At 68.1% G+C, this 16,884-nt stretch carries 19 protein-coding genes; 6 read left to right on the top strand and 13 right to left on the bottom strand.

From position 1 onward, the window contains the following. Positions 1-37 precede the first annotated feature (37 nt). The 13 genes from IT306_08770 to IT306_08710 all read right to left on the bottom strand — a co-directional run bounded on the left by IT306_08770 (position 38) and on the right by IT306_08710 (position 11,504). Positions 38-1,066 carry a xanthine dehydrogenase family protein subunit M gene (locus IT306_08770; protein ID MCC7368502.1) on the bottom strand — a complete coding sequence of 343 codons (1,029 nt, stop codon included), beginning with the start codon at positions 1,064-1,066 and terminating at the stop codon, positions 38-40. 2 nt (positions 1,067-1,068) lie between these two features. After that, positions 1,069-3,408, bottom strand: a complete 2,340-nt coding sequence (locus IT306_08765) for a xanthine dehydrogenase family protein molybdopterin-binding subunit (protein MCC7368501.1) — start codon at positions 3,406-3,408, stop codon at positions 1,069-1,071. Further along, positions 3,405-4,007, bottom strand: coding sequence for a (2Fe-2S)-binding protein (locus tag IT306_08760; GenBank protein MCC7368500.1), 603 nt, complete (start codon positions 4,005-4,007; stop codon positions 3,405-3,407). Before IT306_08760 ends, IT306_08765 begins: the two co-directional genes overlap by 4 nt. 126 nt (positions 4,008-4,133) lie before the next feature. Continuing rightward, positions 4,134-4,541 (bottom strand): response regulator, encoded by a 408-nt coding sequence (locus IT306_08755; protein ID MCC7368499.1) that lies wholly within the window; start codon positions 4,539-4,541, stop codon positions 4,134-4,136. Between the two features lie 208 nt (positions 4,542-4,749). Further along, a complete protein-coding gene (locus IT306_08750) occupies positions 4,750-6,084 on the bottom strand; it encodes a YihY family inner membrane protein (protein ID MCC7368498.1) in 1,335 nt (444 codons plus the stop codon). A gap of 274 nt (positions 6,085-6,358) precedes the next feature. Then, complete coding sequence (locus tag IT306_08745) at positions 6,359-6,538, bottom strand: hypothetical protein (GenBank protein MCC7368497.1); 180 nt, start codon at positions 6,536-6,538, stop codon at positions 6,359-6,361. A 137-nt stretch (positions 6,539-6,675) separates the two neighbouring features. After that, on the bottom strand, positions 6,676-7,083 hold the full coding sequence (locus IT306_08740; protein ID MCC7368496.1) for a hypothetical protein: 408 nt from the start codon (positions 7,081-7,083) through the stop codon (positions 6,676-6,678). Between the two features lie 485 nt (positions 7,084-7,568). Continuing rightward, on the bottom strand, positions 7,569-8,114 hold the full coding sequence (locus IT306_08735) for a pentapeptide repeat-containing protein (GenBank protein ID MCC7368495.1): 546 nt from the start codon (positions 8,112-8,114) through the stop codon (positions 7,569-7,571). Between the two features lie 100 nt (positions 8,115-8,214). Next, positions 8,215-9,699: a HAMP domain-containing protein gene (locus IT306_08730; protein MCC7368494.1), complete on the bottom strand. Its 1,485-nt coding sequence runs from the start codon at positions 9,697-9,699 to the stop codon at positions 8,215-8,217. Positions 9,700-9,702: 3 nt separating this feature from the next. Continuing rightward, a complete protein-coding gene (locus IT306_08725; protein ID MCC7368493.1) occupies positions 9,703-10,416 on the bottom strand; it encodes a response regulator transcription factor in 714 nt (237 codons plus the stop codon). A gap of 145 nt (positions 10,417-10,561) precedes the next feature. Continuing rightward, positions 10,562-10,990 (bottom strand): nucleotide-binding protein, PIN domain-containing protein, encoded by a 429-nt coding sequence (locus tag IT306_08720; GenBank protein MCC7368492.1) that lies wholly within the window; start codon positions 10,988-10,990, stop codon positions 10,562-10,564. Between the two features lies 1 nt (position 10,991). Beyond that, complete coding sequence (locus IT306_08715; GenBank protein MCC7368491.1) at positions 10,992-11,246, bottom strand: hypothetical protein; 255 nt, start codon at positions 11,244-11,246, stop codon at positions 10,992-10,994. Between the two features lie 63 nt (positions 11,247-11,309). Then, positions 11,310-11,504, bottom strand: coding sequence for a DUF4177 domain-containing protein (locus tag IT306_08710; protein ID MCC7368490.1), 195 nt, complete (start codon positions 11,502-11,504; stop codon positions 11,310-11,312). Between IT306_08710 and IT306_08705 the strand changes: the two genes are divergently transcribed. The 6 genes from IT306_08705 (at position 11,503) to IT306_08680 (ending at position 16,338) form a co-directional block, all read left to right on the top strand. Further along, complete coding sequence (locus tag IT306_08705; protein MCC7368489.1) at positions 11,503-11,883, top strand: YezD family protein; 381 nt, start codon at positions 11,503-11,505, stop codon at positions 11,881-11,883. The two genes, IT306_08710 and IT306_08705, sit on opposite strands and share 2 nt — an antisense overlap. Positions 11,884-12,037: 154 nt before the next feature. Then, entirely contained in the window at positions 12,038-13,759 is a 1,722-nt protein-coding gene (locus IT306_08700; GenBank protein MCC7368488.1) for a nitrite/sulfite reductase, read from the top strand. Then, positions 13,756-14,556, top strand: a complete 801-nt coding sequence (locus tag IT306_08695; GenBank protein ID MCC7368487.1) for a phosphoadenylyl-sulfate reductase — start codon at positions 13,756-13,758, stop codon at positions 14,554-14,556. Before IT306_08700 ends, IT306_08695 begins: the two co-directional genes overlap by 4 nt. After that, positions 14,540-15,031, top strand: coding sequence for a hypothetical protein (locus tag IT306_08690; protein MCC7368486.1), 492 nt, complete (start codon positions 14,540-14,542; stop codon positions 15,029-15,031). Before IT306_08695 ends, IT306_08690 begins: the two co-directional genes overlap by 17 nt. A gap of 124 nt (positions 15,032-15,155) precedes the next feature. Beyond that, positions 15,156-15,704, top strand: coding sequence for an adenylyl-sulfate kinase (cysC, locus tag IT306_08685; protein MCC7368485.1), 549 nt, complete (start codon positions 15,156-15,158; stop codon positions 15,702-15,704). A 52-nt stretch (positions 15,705-15,756) separates the two neighbouring features. Next, the gene (locus tag IT306_08680) at positions 15,757-16,338 is read left to right on the top strand and encodes a GNAT family N-acetyltransferase (GenBank protein ID MCC7368484.1); all 582 of its coding nucleotides are present in this window, start codon (positions 15,757-15,759) and stop codon (positions 16,336-16,338) included. The last annotated feature ends 546 nt before the right edge of the window (positions 16,339-16,884 follow it).

The following is a 16,884-nucleotide window of genomic DNA, read 5'->3' as shown; positions in this document are numbered from 1 at the left end:
AGCAGTTGCTCGCGGCGTCCCCTCGGCCCGCTGTGAGCTAGGGCCCGGCCACGTCGTGCAGGGCCTTTCGGACCAGATTCCGGGCGAGCACGACCTTGTAGCCGTTGTGTTCGAGCGGGTGCGCGCCACCCAGGGCCATGTCGGCGGCACGGTTCAACACCTCGGCGCTGACAGCCTGACCCGTCAGCGCCGACTCGGCGTCATGGGCGCGCCACGGGATCGGCGCAACACCGCCCAGCACCACCCGCGCCGTTGTGATCCGCCCGCCATCGAGGGTCAGCGCCACGGCGACGCCTGCCAGCGCGAACGCCCAGACCTTCCGGTCCATCGCCTTCAGATAGGCGCTGCGGCTGCCGGCCGCCGGGGCCGGCAACTCGACGGCCAGCACCAGCTCGTCTGGCTCCACCAGCGTCTCAGTGCGGCGGTCGTCGGTCGGCTCGGCAAACAGTTCCTCCACGGAAAGGGTCCGCTCGCCGTGCGGGCCGCGCAGCCGCACCGTGGCGCCGTACGCTACCAGCGCCGCCGCCGCATCTGACGGGTGCACGGCCACGCACGGCGACTCGCCAAAGATGGCGTGGTGGCTGTTCTCGCCATCGCGGGCGTGGCACTCGTCGCCGCCCTTGAGCCAGCAGGGAAACAGGCTGCTCCGGAAGTACCAGCAACGCGGTCGCTGGAGCAAGTTGCCACCCATCGTCGCCATGTTTCGCAGCTGGGGCGTTGCCGCCTGACCCACCGCCGCGACGAGGGCCGGAAACCTCGCAGCGAGCCCAGCATGACGCTCGATCTCGCTGAGGGTCGTGAGCGCCCCGATGGCCGCGCCGCCATCGCCGCGCTCGTCGATGCCGTGCGGAATGTCGGCAACCCGCTTGATATCGACCAGCATCGACGGCGCAAACACGTCAGCCTTCATCAGCGTCAGGAGATCGGTACCGCCAGCCAGGAACCGGCGTCCGTCCTGTACGGGCAGCGCAATGGGACGCCTCCCGTTGCCATCGGCGCTCGGACTCGCGACCTGGGTCGTCGCATCGTCGATGGTCTCGGCGCGGGCGTACTCGAACGTCCGCATGACTACGCTCCTCCCTGCGCCGAGTCCCGCTCGGCGAGTGCGCGCAGCACCCGTGACCGGGTCAGGGGCGTCTCGCGGATGCGGACGCCGAGTGCATCGCAGACGGCGTTGACGATGGCCGGCGCGGTGGGGATCAACGGCGACTCACCGATGCCCTTTGCGCCGGTCGGGTTTGCCTCCGGGTCGGGCATGTCGAGCGGCACCGTGGTGACGTGCGGGATGTCGAGCACGGTGGGGACTTTGTACTCTTCGAGATTGGCGTTGAGGACGACCCCGCGCCGCTCGTCCACGATGCGCTCTTCGGTCAGTGCGAAGCCCAGCCCCTGCGTGACCGCCCCGATCACCTGACTCTCGACCATCATCGGGTTGATGATGCGGCCACAATCGTGCGCCGCCACGATCCGCAGCACCGTCACCTCGCCCGTCTCGGTATCAACCTCGACCTCGGCAGCCTGCGCCCCGAACGTGTGGATCGTCTTGCCGTCCGGGTTCGGCCCGCGCGAGCCCTGCCCCTGGATCATGTGCGGGTCGATCTTCTCCATCACGGTGGCGATGCTCAGGCCGCGGGAGGGCTGACCCTTGACGCGCACCTGTCCATGGTGAAGCTCCAGGTCGTCGGGATCGACCTCCAGCATCGGGCCGGCCGCCTTGAACAACTGGGCCTTCGCGTCGAGAGCCGCCGCCTGGATCGCCGGGCCAATCGTCGCCTGGGTCGCGCTGCCGGAGCTGACCGGCGCGTACGGTCCGTAGGCGGTGTCTCCAAGGTGGAGGCCGACCTGCTCGACCGGGATGCTCAGCTCTTCGGCCGCGATCTGGGTCAGGCCGATCCGGCTGCCGGTGCCGATGTCGTGGGTGCCCGCCACGATGTCCACGCTGCCGTCGGCGTTCAGCTTGACCCAGGCGTACCCGGGTGGATGCCCGGCCCCGCCGATCCAATCGTGCCCGGCGAACCCGACACCCCGCACCTTCGCGCCCGTGGCCCGTCGAGCGCCAGCCTTCGCCCGCGCCTGCCGCGCCTGCTTCTGCCAGCCAAACGCCTCGTCGACGGCCTCGTAGCAGCGTCGCAGCCCGTCCGGGGCCGTGTACGGTTGATCCTCGTCCTGGTCGCGGTCGGCGTAGTTCTTGAGGCGCAGGGCCAGCGGATCAATGCCCAGGGTCTGGGCCAGCTCGTCCATGGCCGATTCCAGCCCGAACGCCCCCTCGACGTAGCCGGGGGCGCGGAAGGCCACCGTCGGGCCGGCGTTGATGTAGACCGGCGTCTGCTTCGTCCGGACGTTGGGACAGCGGTAGAGTGTGCGGTACGGGCCGACCACGTTCGCCGCCTCGCCGCCCACCATGTACGCGCCGACGCTCTGAATGGCCTCGACCTCGATGGCGGTGAGCGTCCCGTCGCGCTTCGCTCCGGCCCGCACCTTCTGCCGGGTCGGGTTGCGGTTGCCGGCCGCCAGATTCTCGGCCTCACGGTCGAGCATCAATTGCACGGGCCGCCCCGACTGCTTCGAGAGCAGCGCCGCCAGCGCCGTGTGCTTCCAGGCGATCTGCTTGCTGCCGAAGCCGCCGCCCATGAACTGCTTGACGACCCGGACGCGGTGCTCGGGCAGGCCCAGCCGCCTGGCGACCTCCTGCCGCACGTCGAAGATGGACTGGGTCGAGTCCCAGATCGTGAGGCGATCCGGCTCCCAGGCCGCCGTACAGCCGTGCGGCTCCAGGCAGTTGTGCAGGGCCGCCTGGGTGACGTACTCGCGCTCGATCACCACATCCGCCTGCGCGAATCCGGCTGCCACGTCGCCGCGCTCCTGCTCCTGCACCTCACCCGCGATGTTGCCGTCCTGGTGAATCTTCGGCGCGCCGGGCCGCAGCGCCGCGCTGGCCTCCATCACGAAGGGCAGCGGCTCGTACTCGACCTCGATCAGCCGCAGGGCATCGTCGGCGATCTCCTCGGAGTCGGCAGCGACGGCCGCCACCTCCTCCCCGATGTAGCGGACCACCGACGAGAACAGCTCGGTGTCCTTGAACCACAAGATGTCGGCGGCATTGTTTCGGCTGACGATGGCCCGGACGCCGGTCACCGCCTCGGCCCGGGTCGTGTCGATGCGGACGATCCGGGCATGCGGATGCGGACTGCGGAGCACCCTGGCGTACAGTTGGCCCGGCAAGCGCACGTCGTAGGCGTACTGCGCCTTGCCGGTGACTTTCAGGTCACCTTCGACGCGCGGCAGCGGCTTCCCAACAACCTGGAACCCTCGGTCCCGCGGCCACGCGGCCCCCGTGTTCCGCTCGACGACCGTGTACTTTTCGTCACCCTTGGCGGTCTGCTCGCGGTCAACCCGCACGACGTTCATCGGACCCCTGCCTTTGCCACGTCGGGCAACACATGCCCGTTCGTCGACTCGTCCGAGCCGCCAGCCTTACGGCTCGCGCGTGCGTCAACCATGAGCTCCACGGCGCGCTGCCCGGCCTTGACGATGTTCTGGTAGGCCCCGCAGCGGCAGAGGTTGCCGCTCACCGCCCGACGGATCTCGGTCTCGTCGGGGACGTGCGACTCCGCCAGCAGCGCGGCGATGCTCATGATCTGGCCCGGTGTGCAGAAGCCGCACTGGTAGGCGTCCGTGTCGATGAACGCCTGCTGTACGGGATCGAGGTGCTCGCCGTCTGCCAGCCCTTCGACCGTGGTCACCGAGCGGGCGTCGCAGTCGACGGCGAGCGTCAGGCAGGAGTAGACGGCCTTCCCATCCAGGAGGATGGTGCATGCGCCGCAGTCGCCCATGTCGCAGACCTTCTTGGTCCCGGTGAGGGCAAGGTCGACGCGCAGCGCGTCGAGCAGCGTGCGTCGCGGCTCCACAGCCAGCGACCGTTCTTCGCCGTTGAGGCGGAACGAGACGAGGTGCATCATCGGCTCCGGTGCGTGATACGACGGGCGGTCCGACGCTGCCGGCAGCATGTCGGACTACGGGCGGCTCTCACTGGCGCTGGCGACGCATCTCCTGCGTCGCCGGGCCACCGGACCTGACGCACTTTTCATACCGGTGCGCCGTGACGCGGCACTCGTCCGGTTCGGCGCGCCTGCCTACTCGACGCGGTCGTCAAACGTGACCAGACGACGCGCCTCATGTTCGACCAGCGCATCGTCCAGGATGGTCAGGAGCGTCTCCACGTCGAACGGCTTGGACAGGAATGCGTACACCCCGCGCTCGCCCACACCCGGGTAGCGCTCCGTCGCCGAAACCGCGACGACGGGGATCTGCTGCAGCGACGGGTCGTCGTCGAGCGTGCGAATGAGTGTCGGTCCGTCCAGGTAAGGGAGCACCAGATCGAGCAAGATCGCGTCCGGCGGATGATGTCGAACCCGTTCCAGGGCCTCGCGCCCATCGGCCGCCGTCTCTACCCGATAGTCTTCGGCTTCCAGGGTCATCGACAGGAGCCCACGAATGGCCGGCTCATCCTCCACGATCATCACCGTTCGCTGCTGACGCATCGTCGTCCCTCATGCTGCGCTGGAGTGGACACATCGTCGTGTTCTGCGCTTCTGTCAATGCTCCAGTACAGAGAGCGTTCCAACACGAGGCCGTCAGGACGACACTGCGCATCCATCGGGCCTGTCGGACGGGATGACGCACGGAGGTGCGGGCCGGGGGTGCGGCTACGTCGGAGGCGTGCCATCTGGCTTCCACCATGGCTCTGATTCAGACGTTCCTGGTGGGCGGTTCCTGGTGGAAGACGCCGCGCCAGATCTCGGCGCTGGCCCGGCGGGCTGCCACAGCTCCCACGGCCAGCGATCCCGATACCAGCCCGGCCCAGAGCAGCTTCTTGACGGCGCCAGGTGCGCCGTTCGAACCGCCGCTGCCCCCAGGAGCAGGGCCACCCGCACCCCGACGCAGGTGGGCCTGGGCGTGCTTCGTCGTGGCGTAGTCGCCCGGGGCGCGCGCCGCGCCGCGCCGATACGCTGAGCCGTTGGCCCGAGCATTTGGTCGACCATTTGGCCGACCGTCTGGCGCCACGGCCTTGCCGTTCTCACGGCGGCTGCCGGCTCCTGCGCCGGCAAGTGCTTCCTGCCGCTCGCGAGCGGCGGCATGCTTCGGCGCTGTGTTCTCGTGCGGGATGCCCTGCTGCGCCCGGTCCTGTGGGTCAAGCGCCACTGCGCCGGGCGCAGGCACGATGCGCGAGCCGTACTTGCGGGCGTAGACCTGGGTGAACTCTGCGCCGAAGAAGAGGATCTGGGCCGAGTAGTAGACCCACACCAGGAAGACCAGCAGCGAGCCGGCTGCGCCGAACGTCGAGCCGATACTGGCATGCCCCAGGTACAGGCCGATCACGAGCTTGCCCGCCGTGAACAGGAAGGCGGTGAATGCCGCGCCAATCCAGACATCGCTCCAGTTGATGGTAGCGTCTGGCAACACCTTGTAGATGGCGGCGAACAGACCGGTGACCAGCGCGAACGAGATCACGAAGTTGACGGCCTGCCAGAAGACGTTTCCACCGGGCAGCACGTTGCCGAGCAGCCCGCCGACAGCTGCGAGGCCAGCGCTCAAGACCAGTGACACCAGCAGCACGAACGCAATGCCGAGGACCAGCGTCATCGACAGGAACCGGCGCTTGATGAACGCCAGCCAGCCGGCCCGCGGATCTGGCTTCACCTCCCAGATCGTGTTGAGCGCGTCCTGCAACTGCGCGAAGAGGCTCGAGGCCGACCAGATCAGCGTCACGACGCCAATGATGGCCGACAGCGTGCTGGCGCCCGACTGCTGGGAGTTGGCGACGCTGGTCTGGATCACGCCTGCCGCCTCCGGCCCGAGCAGCCCCTCGAGTTGCCCGAAGATCTGCCCTTGGGCCGCCTCGCGGCCGAAGAACAGGCCGGCGACGACGATGGAGATCAGCAGCAACGGCGCGATCGAGAACGCCGTGTAGTAGGCCAGGGCGGCAGCGAGGTTCGCAGCCTTGTCTTCGCTCCAGTCGTTGAAGGTCTCCTTGAGCAGCGCGAGCAGGCCTTTGGGATCTCTGAGTACGGCGAGCGTGTCCATGGTCATCCTCGTCGGTGGTGCGGCCTGATCGACGTTGCCGGCCGATTCTGCCGCCGACACACGCAGGCTGCATGCCCGCCTCCGGCCGCGCCTACGTGGGGGCCCCGAGACACAACAAAAAGCGCCGGGGTGTTGGGCCACCCCGGCGCTTGCGCTTCCTGCGAGAGAGCAGGCTGACCTCTCTCGACGGCTCCATCATCTTATGACGAGATAGTCCAGTTGCAAGAGCCAGACGTGCCCCCTTTGGGCAGCTTCACCGCGACCCTCTCACCGGTCAGTTCCGGAGTCCGCCGACGCCCGGGCTGGGCGGTTCGCTGGGCGGCAACGTTGGCGGCCCGGCCGCCGGCTCGACGGCCGGCGGAGGCGTGACCGGCTCGGCTTCGTCCACCACATCGTCTGCGAGATCGTCAGGATCGCCAGGCTCTGTTGGATCGGTGCGCGGTCGTTCGATCATCAGGTGTTCCCTCACGGCGGCGCTGCGGCGCGCCCTGTCACGTCATCGCCGATCCCTCTGCACCGAACGTGCCGCGCGGCCACGGGCCGTCAGACAGTCGTGCTTCGCGCTGTTCCGTCTCCTTCGAGTCGTACTCTTCAGGCGTCTGGCAGTCGGTGTCGTGAGCGATCAGGTGGGAGCGGCTGGCGCTTCGCCGCCCGAATGAAGCTGACCGCCGTCTCGTCCAGAATGACGCGCTTCACCCGTAGCTCGGTCTGCCGCAGCAGGTGCGACACGACCGAGGTCGCCACAAGCGCTACGATGAACAGGGCAGCGATCTTCAAACCCTCCGGGCGGCCAACAATCGTGACGACGGTCCTGTAGATGAAGATCGACGAGATCAGCCCGAAAGCGACGCTGGCGGCCCGCTGCCCCCGACGGTGCGCCGAGAGCGTCACGGTGACGGTGGCCGAGGTGATCAACGCCAGCAGGCCGGTGGCGTACGCCCCGGCCTGCTGCTCGACGTCAGCGTTGAACGCAACGGTGACCAGGAAAGGCGGCTCCACTCAGAGGCGTGGGAGCGCGGCGCCCGACCTCGCGCTCGGATCTTTCCGACGCCTTGAAAGGTCCGCCGTCGCTCACAGCCGTGCTCCCCGCTCCCATATCCACCGCACCGGCTCCGCGTGTGTCGCAACCCCGGGTGACACAAGCACGCCCCGTGCCTGCTCGCAGGCGCGGGGCGTGCTCGGGCTTCCATTCTGGCACACGGGGCGTCAGGCGGGGCCGGACGGGATCAGCAGAGTCTCAACTGATTCTCGTGGCCTGTCCGTCGTGAACGACCGGGTCGGGTCACTCGACGCTTCCCCCGTCATCCCGAGCGACGTGAGCGTGCGAACGAAGTCGAGGGATCTTCCTCACGCTACAGAAGGAGAAGATCCCCACTCCGCTCGTTCCTCGCCGCGGTCGGGATGACGGACGGGAGGTCGTTTCTCGCTGCTGTCAGGTTGACGATGGGCACCGAGCAACCCTGCGATGCACGCCTGCCGAGCCACTAATTGTTGTCGGCGTCCTCGTTATCGGCCCCACTGTTGTCGGCGTCTTCGTTATCGGCCCCACTGTTGTCGGCGTCCTCGTTATCGGCACCGCTGTTGTCAGCGTCTTCGTTATCGGAGCCGCTGTTGTCGGCATCCTCGTTATCGGCCCCACTGTTGTCAGCGCCGCCGTTGTCGGCGTCCTCGTTGTCGGCCCCACTGTTGTCGGCGTCCTCGTTGTCGGCGTCCTCGTTGTCAGCACCGCTGTTGTCGGCATCCTCGTTGTCGGCGCCGCTGTTGTCGGCATCCTCGTTGTCAGCACCGCTGTTGTCGGCGCCGCTGTTGTCAGCACCGCTGTTGTCGGCGTCTTCGTCGCCATTGTCGCTGCCGTTGTCAGCCAGTGCGACGCGGCTCGGCTCGGGTACGAAGCGGTGCAGGATTGCCTGTGCGTCGAGCTGAGACGAAGTTGCCGGGCGGCTGCTGCTCCCGTGAATGAACTGCACCAGGACGGCCGTGCTGACGATCAGCATGGCAACGAACGCGCGGATCAGGTCGAGACGTGTCACGGGAGGTTCCCTTCAGCGGCGCCGAGCGGCCAGGACGACAATCTGAGAGCGGTCAGCATGACCGTTGAAGATGACAGAACTATGAATGTGAGGACGGAGATCAGGCGCGCACCTGCCGTTCCGCGGACGCCTGCCGAATCTCGGATGGCCCGTCGTGCTGGGCGGCAACGGCGCGCACGTAGAGCGTGACGGTGAATGTCGTCCCGCGCCCAGGCTCGCTGGTGACGCTGACGTGCCCTTGATGAGATTCCGCGACGCGCTTGACGATGGCCAGTCCGAGCCCGGTGCCGCCATTCCCCCGCGAGCGCGCCTTGTCAACGCGGTAGAAGCGCTCGAAGATGCGCGGCAGATGCTCGGCGGCGATGCCCAATCCGGTGTCGCGCACAACGAACGTCGCCTGATTTCCAGCCCGGGTCAGCGACAGCTCGACCCGCCCACCGGCCTGGGTGTAGCGCAGCGCGTTCTCGACCAGGTTCCAGGCGAGTTGATCGAGCCGGGTCCGATCTCCGATGACCTCGCTCGGCTGGTTCTCGCCCAGCACGATCTCGTGCCGCCCGTGGTCGGTCAGGCGGGCGCGCTCCCAGGCGCCAACCACCACCTGATCGAGGCGAACAGGCAGTTGCTCGACGACCTCGGCAGCGTCGGTCGCCGCCAGGAACAGGAGGTCCGAGGCGAGCCGCGAGAGCCGCTCCACCTCCTCACCGGCCTCACGGACGCAGTCGCGCCGCTCGTCTTCGGGGATGCCAAGGCGAAGCAGGTCGAGGTTGCCGCGAATCACCATCAGCGGGCCGCGCAGCTCGTGTGAGGCATCGGCCAGGAACTCGCGCTGGAGTGCGAAGATCCGCTCCAACCGCGCCAGCATCTCGTTGAACGTCTGAACCAGTTGTCCAACCTCGTCGTCGCCGGCCGGCCGCGCGATGCGCTGCTCGAACCGCCCTGTCGCCGCGATGTCACGGGCAACGCGGGTCACGTCGGCCATCGGACCCAGCGCCCGCGAGGTCAACCACCAACCGCCGAGGCCTGCAGCCACCGTCGCCACAATCGCCGCGATGGTCACCAGCCGCTCGACGCCCTGCCGTGTGACCTCGACCAGCCGCAACGACTGGCCAACGACCACCACACCCACGACCGGCCCCGATGTATCGACCGGCCACGCCAGGATGCGTACCTGTTCGTTGCCGACCGAGACCGTCTCGAAGGCCTCGCGGTCCTGGAGCGCGCTCGCGAGCAGTTCCTGCGTCACCGGCAGCTCGTCGCGCGGCAGGTTGGCGGACGCCGCGATGACGGCCCCACGGATGTCCCGCACCTGCACGTAGATGCCCGGCGCAGACAGCTCCTCGAACGGGGCGAGGTCGAGCAGACTCGCCTGCACGTCCTGCGGGTCGAGCCGGTCATCGTCGCCCGTCGTGATCTCCCGCTCGACCCGTGAGGCGCGCAATCGCAGGGCGGCATCGATCTGCTCCTGAACGACGTCGTCCAACGCCGAGAGCAGGAAGACGCTCATCGCGCCCACCAGCAGCCAGAGCAGCGCAGCGAACCAGAGCGCCATCCGCAGGCGGATCGGCAGGCGCATCAGCGACGGCACCGTCTAGCTCCGCCGCCGGAGGCTGTAGCCCGCGCCGCGAATCGTGTGGATCAGGCGCTCGCCACCACCGGATTCGAGCTTGTCCCGCAACCGCATCACGTGGACGTCGATGACGTTCGATTCACCAAGGAAGTCGGACCCCCACACCCGGGCGAAGATGACGTCGCGCTGAAGCACCTGGCGAGGGTGCCGCAGAAATAGCTCCAGGAGATCGTACTCGCGCGCCGTCAACTCGACGGCCTGCCCTGCGCGGGTCACGTCACGGGTGGACGGGACGAGCCGCAAGTCCTCGAACTCGAGGACTTCATCCTCCGGCGGGAGGGTCCGGCGCAAGAGCGCTCGGATGCGGGCCAGCAGCTCGTCGAACGCGAACGGCTTGACGAGATAGTCATCCGCACCGGCGTCCAGCCCCTCGATGCGCGCCGACACACTGGCGCGCCCCGTCAGCATCAGGATGGCAAGGTCGCGGTCAATCGCACGGAGGCGGCGGCAGACCTCGATCCCGCTCAGGCGCGGCATCATCACGTCGAGCACCACCAGGTGCGGCGGCGAGTCGTGCGCCACGGCGAGCGCCTCATCGCCATCCGAGGCCACACTCACGTCGTAACCCTCAAAGGTCAGCCCACGGCGCATCAGGCTCACGACCTTCGGATCGTCGTCCACGACAAGCACGCGGGCGCGCGCGGAGCCCGAGCGTGCACTCGGCTGGACGCTCATACGGTCACCCGATACGGAGCACGATTATGACGAGTGAGGCGAAACCATCGACAGGCGGCGATCTTCATGAGGGTGCAGACGGATGGAATATGACAAGTTCATGAAGGCCCGTGTTCAAGCCAGGCCTTCCAGCGAACTGCCTCGCTCACGCCTCGGACGCCAGCAGCAGCGCCTCGGTCGTCCAGGTTGGCAGGCCACAGCCGAGACAGTCGGCGTCGGCGGTCCAGATGCCGGCCTCGAGCGCCATGGCCAACGCAACGGTCGGCCAATCGCGCGGATCCCTCGGCACTCGCCGCCGCGCCAGCGCCTCGAACGACTCGTACGCGACGCTCGGCACGACGGTGACGTATGCCGCCGCCAGGGAGAGACACTTGCGCAGCACCAGATCTGCACCGCCGGAAACCAGGCGGCCGTGTCGCTCGCGGGCCGCCAGTCGGCGCGGTAGTTCGTAGGTCACCTCGTCCCAGGCGTGAGCAGCAACAACAAACTCCAGAGCAGAGAGCGAAATCAGGCTTCGTCCACGCCGGCGTGTAAGCTCGGCGACGAGCACGCTCGCATCGACAGCGAGGCGCATGCTATCTGGATGCGTTGAATGGACGGCTGATGTCGAGATCCCGGGCCAGATCCTCTGAAGTGTACCCTTCGCTCAGACTGGCATCGACAGCGTGTGCAACCCGTTCTGTCACGGCCCGTACTTCGCTCTCGTCGCGGGGCTTCACCGGAACGACGTAGGCCACGACCTTGCCATCTCGTTCGACGGCGTAGGTCTCGCCAGTGCCGATCTCTTCGTCCGTCTGCTGCGGTAGCTCGCTGATGTCGATGCGGCACATCAGCGTCACCTCCTCGGGTGTCCTGCCTCTGAGTGTACCAGCGCATCGCGATGTCGCCGGCGCTTACGCCGGCGCCTTGAACACCGCCCGGTACGTCGGCTGCTGCGCGCCACCCAGGAAGCCCCGCGGCATCCACGCCTCGACGACCACCGACACCAGCTCCCAGCCGGCCGCGCCGTAGCTGTTGAGGATCTCGTCCAGATTCTCCGCCTGCGCGGGCGAGACGCTCACCGTCTTGTACTGCCAACGATCCGCCATGCCTGACCTCCAGGTCGTGAACTCCCGGCTGCGGACGGACCGTACTGGTTCGGACGGCCTGCGTGCCACCGGCAGGGTTGACAGCCCCGCGCGAAACCCGCTATTGTCTACTCAACGAGTCGATTTCATCGATTTTGTGCAGCGTCTCACCGGCGGGCCTTTCTGGCGCTGGAGGTGGCTTCTGGCGAGTCTCGATCCGACACGATCCGAGGATCTCGACACCCTGGTGTCGGAGCTCCAGCGCCTCCTCGCGGGGATGCGCCACGGGTCCGTCACTGTGATCGTTCAGGATGGTCGGGTCGTGCAGCTCGACGCGACGCACAAGGTGCGGCTGGCGGGCGCTCCCGCGCAGCGACGGCAGGGCGGCAGCGCTCCCTGACGGCTGACGCTCGCGGAGCGCACCAACTGAAGATGCGTGCTCGTGCGTGCGCGGGCACTCCCGGCTGACCAGTCCACTGGAGGCCGAGCGGCTTGAAGAGGCCGGCTCGGCCTTTTCTCGTGTTCACGGCAGTTTCGAGGGAGAGAACGCGATCATGAGCGGTCCAACACCCGGCGAGGAGGCGACCACGCCGCGGCCACGTCCGGCCGCCGCCGTGCGCCCGGCCTTCCCGGCGGCGTCCCGCGCGGCGCCGGACTGGGACCTGGTGCGGAAGCGCAACAACGTCGAGAAGCTCAAGGCCGAGAAGCACCCGCTCGCCATCCTCGACGAGGCGCCAGCCCTCGGTGCGCTCGACTACAACGACGTCTCCGAAGAGGACATGGTCCGCTTCCAGTGGTACGGCCTGTACCACGACAAGCCGAAAATCGGGCTGATGATGCTGCGGATCAAGGTGCCAGCCGGCCACCTGACCGCTCCGCAGCTCAAGGTCATCGGCGAGCTCTCGCAGAAGTTCGGGCGGGACTACGCCGAGCTGACCACCCGCCAGACGATCCAGCTCCACTGGCTTCGCATCCGCGACCTGCCCGAGGTCTTCGCGGCGCTGGCGAGCGTCGGGATGACCTCCAAGGGCGGCTGCGGCGACGCCGTCCGCAACGTCACCGGCTGTCCCGTCGCGGGCCTCGACCGAACGGAGCTGTTCGACTGCTCCTCCGAGCTGCACGACCTCGTCAGCTACTTCATCAACCACGACGAGTACCTGGATCTGCCACGCAAGCACAAGATCTCGATGGCTGCCTGCACCGACCAGTGCAACGCGCCCGAGATCAACTGCATCTCATTCGTGGGGGCCACCCAGCCCGGGCCGAACGGCCCCCGCAACGGCTTCGCGGTGCACGTGGGCGGCGGCCTCTCGTCCACGCCACGGATCGCCCGTGACCTGGGCGTGTTTGTCGAGCAGGGTCAGGCCATCGAGGTGGCGCGGGCCATCCTCGACGTCTGGCGGCACGACCTGAAGTATCGGGTGTCGCGTGCCAAGGCCCGCCTCAAGTTCCTGGTGGACGACTACGGCGTGGACGGCGTGCGGAAGGCGGTGGAGGAGAAGCTCGGGCGCACGCTCGAAGATCTCATCACGCCGCCGCCACCGGGTGCTCGCATCGACCATCTCGGCGTCCACCAGCAGAAGGAGGACGGCAAGGTCTACATCGGCGTGCCGGTCTTCGCCGGTCAGATCAACGCCGTGCAGGCCGTCGCCATCGCCGAGCTGGCCGCATCGTACGGAGGAGACATCCGCCTGACCCGCCAGCAGAACTTCATCCTGACGGGCGTGCCCACGGGCCGCGTCGACGAGATCGTCGGGAAGCTGCGCGAGATCGGGTTCGACCTGGACGTGCACAAGCTGCGGGGCACGGCGGTCGCCTGCACGGGGCAGCCGCTCTGCAACTACGCTGTTGCCGAGACCAAGCCGAAAATGCGCGAGATCGTGGAACGGCTGGAGCAGCGGTTCGGGAACGCCGTGGACGGGCTGAGCCTGGGCGTGGACGGCTGCCCGCACGCCTGCGCGCACCACTGGATCTCGGACATCGGACTCCAGGGCACGACGGCGCGCGGCGACGGCATCCAGAAGCTGGAGGCCTACGAGGTCTACCTGCGCGGCGGCATCGGAGAGGACGCCACCGTCGGGCGGGCGGTCCTGCGGCGCGTGCCGGCCGCCGAGGCCGTGGACACCGTTGAGCGGCTGGTGGCCGGCTGGCTGGCCCAGCGGCAGGACGGCGAATCGTTCCAGGCATTCACGCGACGGACGGCAGATGAGACGCTGGTCGCGTTGGCGAGCGGCCAGGAAGCGGTAGCAGGGGCGGGGGCAGGGAGGGCGCAATGAGCGTTGAGACGATCGAGGACGCACGGATCACCTTCGATGACTGGGAGGCCGGCGAGCTGGCCGTCGAGTACGACGACCGCGAGCCGTGGGAGGTCATCGAATGGGCGCTGACCACCTTCTCGCCGCGTCGCGTTGCCGTCTGCACGTCCTTCCAGGTCGACGGCATGGCGATCCTCGACATGGCCTGGCGCATCGACCCGAACGTGCGCGTCTTCACGGTGGACACCGGCCGGCTGCCCCTCGCGACGCTCGACCTGATCCAGCGGGTGCAGGATCACTATGGGCTGCAGGTCGAGACCTACCACCCCGACCGGAACGACCTGACCAACATGATCGGGCAGCATGGCGAGGATCTCTTCCTGAAATCCGTGCCGCTACGGCTGACCTGCTGCGACGTACGGAAGGTCCGCCCGCTGGTGCGGGTGCTCGGCGACCTTGACGGCTGGATCACCGGCCTGCGCCGCGACCAGTGGGCTACCCGCTCGAACATCCGCAAGATCGAGATCGACCACGATCACGGCGGCCTCGTCAAGATCAACCCGCTGGCAGACTGGACTGAGGAAGAGGTCTGGGACTATCTGCGCGAGAACAACGTCCCCTACAACACCCTCTACGACCAGGGCTACAAGACCATCGGCTGTGCGCCCTGCACCCGCCCGGTGGAGCCAGGAGCGGACCAGCGCTCCGGTCGCTGGTGGTGGGAGAAGGGCGCGCCCAAGGAGTGCGGGATGCACTGCGCCGTCGAGACGGGCGGCTTCGAGCACGAGCTGGAGGTGATCGTTGGTCACCGCCAGTGAGCAGCAGACCGAACGCGGGGCGGGCCTGACGCTGGCGCCGGCCGAGCAGGATCTCCTGCTGCAAGACGTCCCAGCCTTCGCGCGCAACCTCAAAGACCCGGCCTCGCAGGCGCGGTACGCCGAGCTGGCCGAGGCAGTGGCCGATGGCGAGATCCCATCGCCGCTGATACGGCCACTGGAAACCATGCTGGAGCTGGCGCTCCAGTCGAAGGCCGTCCGCAATCGGCACGGCCCCGACGCCGAGCGCACCCTGACCGACCTCTACTTCCGCACCGAGCGTGGAGCCGGGCTGCGCCAGGCGGCCCGCGACGTGACCCGTGCCCTCGAAGCCGTCCAGGGCCAGACCGTCGAGAAGATCGCCGTGACGGCGGCAGCCGGCCGGCACGTCATCACGATCCACACGGACCGCGCCCATCTGACGCTCTCGGTGGGGAACAGCGGGGTGTCCGTCGACCGGGTGGAGGTCGGCGGATGACCGGCGCGGCCCAGGTCGAGAGCGACAGCGGCGTGCCCGTGGTCGTACGATATCAATACCGGTCCTGCAACGCAGGAAGCCGATCCATCTACGCAGGCAGCCCACCCTTCCACGCAGGACGCAGATGAGCAGCGGATACACGATCTGGTTTACGGGCCTCTCGGGGGCCGGCAAGACGACGCTCGGAGCGGCCGTCGCGGCGGCCCTGCGCGAGCGCGGACAGACCGTCGAAGTGCTCGACGGCGACGTGGTCCGCACCAACCTGTCGAAGGGGCTGGGATTCAGCCGCGAGGACCGCGACACGAACATCCGGCGGATCGGGTTCGTGGCGAAGCTGCTGTCGCGCAACGACGTGGTGGCGGTGGTGGCGGCGATCTCGCCGTACCGCGCCACCCGCGACGAGGTCCGCGCCGACATCGGCCGGTTCGTCGAGGTCCATCTGCGCTGCTCGCTCGAAGAGCTGATCCGGCGCGATGTGAAGGGCCTGTACGAGCGGGCGCTGCGCGGCGAGGTCACCCAGTTCACGGGCGTCTCGGACCCGTACGAGCCGCCGCTCAACCCCGAGCTGGTGCTGGACACGGACCAGGAGACCGTCGAGGCGTCGGTTGAGCGGGTGCTGGCAACGCTCGAACGGATCGGCTACGTGAGCGCCCGCAGCGCCGTGCCGGGCTGACGATATCCTCCTCCTGGCCACCGGCAGCGAGCGTCTGCGCTACCATCCAGGCATGGCCACGCCGCCCGCAAGCCCGCCCCAGCCGACCCAGCTTCGCACGGCCCGGCTGCTGCTGCGCCCGCCAGCCGTCTCCGACGCCGAGGCGTACTTCCAGATGGCCAGCAACCCCGAGTTCGCGGTGTTCGGGGCGCGGCGGCCAGCCAACATGGACGTCATGCGGCGTGCGATGGAGCGGATCGTCGCGATCCCCTGGGGGCAGCGGGCCGAGTTCGCCGTCGAGCGCGACGGCATGGTGATCGGGCGGCTCACACTCGAGATCGACCGCGTGAACCTCGTCGCAACGCTCGGCTACGGCATCGCCCGCGAGCACTGGGGCCACGGACTCGCCACCGAAGCGGCAGCCGCCGTCACGGGCTACGTCTTTGAGACGCTGGGTCTGGAGAAGGTCGTTGCGCGGGTCGATCCGCGCAACGTAGCCTCCGTGCGGGTGCTTGAGAAGCTGGGGATGCAGCGTGAGGGGCTGCTCCGCTCGCAGGTGGTGCGCTGGGGCGAACGCGCCGACCGCGCCATCTACGGCCTGCTCCGCGCCGACTGGGCCGGTCGGAACGGCGATCCCATCCCGAATCATGCGTGACATCTGCTCAGGGCGATTGCATGTTCGCTGGTGTTCCCGAAGCGCGACGAGACGCGCAGGCGGGGGCTTCAAGCCCCGACGAGGCGGCACGACACACCCAATATGCGATTGCCCTGCCCCCTCGCTCAGGGCGATTGCATGTTCATTGGTGTACCCGATGCATCATGGAACGGGCGGTCGGGGACTGAAGTCCCCGCCTACAGTCATTCAGTCGCTGCGCGACGGCCGTCGGGAACGGCAGGGACTGGTGCGACTGGAGCGTCGCGCAGCGACTGCAGGATGGTAGGCGGGGCTTTCAAGCCCCGACGCGGCGGCACGACGAGGCCATCATGCAATCGCTCCGGTTCGTGACTCAGGGCGATTGCATGTTCGCTGGTGTTCCCGAAGCGCGACGAGACGCGCAGGCGGGGGTTGAAACCCCCCGCCTACAGTCATTCAGTCGCTGCGCGACGGCCGTCGGGAACGGCCGGCACTGGTGCGACTGGAGCGTCGCGCAGCGACTGCAGGATCGTAGGCGGGGCTTTCAAGCCCCGACGCGGCGGCACG

It is taken from the genome of Chloroflexota bacterium (assembly GCA_020850535.1).
In the GTDB taxonomy this organism is placed as follows: domain Bacteria; phylum Chloroflexota; class UBA6077; order UBA6077; family JACCZL01; genus JADZEM01.
This window is presented reverse-complemented; position numbering and strand designations above follow the sequence as displayed.

Bases quoted from the DNA above. Each gene is read 5' to 3' on its own strand.
- IT306_08770 (MCC7368502.1), bottom strand. From the start codon at position 1,066: ATGCGGACGTTCGAGTACGCCCGCGCCGAGACCATCGACGATGCGACG.
- IT306_08765 (MCC7368501.1), bottom strand. From the start codon at position 3,408: ATGAACGTCGTGCGGGTTGACCGCGAGCAGACCGCCAAGGGTGACGAA.
- IT306_08760 (MCC7368500.1), bottom strand. From the start codon at position 4,007: ATGCTGCCGGCAGCGTCGGACCGCCCGTCGTATCACGCACCGGAGCCG.
- IT306_08755 (MCC7368499.1), bottom strand. From the start codon at position 4,541: ATGCGTCAGCAGCGAACGGTGATGATCGTGGAGGATGAGCCGGCCATT.
- IT306_08750 (MCC7368498.1), bottom strand. From the start codon at position 6,084: ATGGACACGCTCGCCGTACTCAGAGATCCCAAAGGCCTGCTCGCGCTG.
- IT306_08745 (MCC7368497.1), bottom strand. From the start codon at position 6,538: ATGATCGAACGACCGCGCACCGATCCAACAGAGCCTGGCGATCCTGAC.
- IT306_08725 (MCC7368493.1), bottom strand. From the start codon at position 10,416: ATGAGCGTCCAGCCGAGTGCACGCTCGGGCTCCGCGCGCGCCCGCGTG.
- IT306_08720 (MCC7368492.1), bottom strand. From the start codon at position 10,990: ATGCGCCTCGCTGTCGATGCGAGCGTGCTCGTCGCCGAGCTTACACGC.
- IT306_08715 (MCC7368491.1), bottom strand. From the start codon at position 11,246: ATGTGCCGCATCGACATCAGCGAGCTACCGCAGCAGACGGACGAAGAG.
- IT306_08705 (MCC7368489.1), top strand. From the start codon at position 11,503: ATGCCTGACCTCCAGGTCGTGAACTCCCGGCTGCGGACGGACCGTACT.
- IT306_08710 (MCC7368490.1), bottom strand. From the start codon at position 11,504: ATGGCGGATCGTTGGCAGTACAAGACGGTGAGCGTCTCGCCCGCGCAG.
- IT306_08700 (MCC7368488.1), top strand. From the start codon at position 12,038: ATGAGCGGTCCAACACCCGGCGAGGAGGCGACCACGCCGCGGCCACGT.
- IT306_08695 (MCC7368487.1), top strand. From the start codon at position 13,756: ATGAGCGTTGAGACGATCGAGGACGCACGGATCACCTTCGATGACTGG.
- cysC (MCC7368485.1), top strand. From the start codon at position 15,156: ATGAGCAGCGGATACACGATCTGGTTTACGGGCCTCTCGGGGGCCGGC.
- IT306_08680 (MCC7368484.1), top strand. From the start codon at position 15,757: ATGGCCACGCCGCCCGCAAGCCCGCCCCAGCCGACCCAGCTTCGCACG.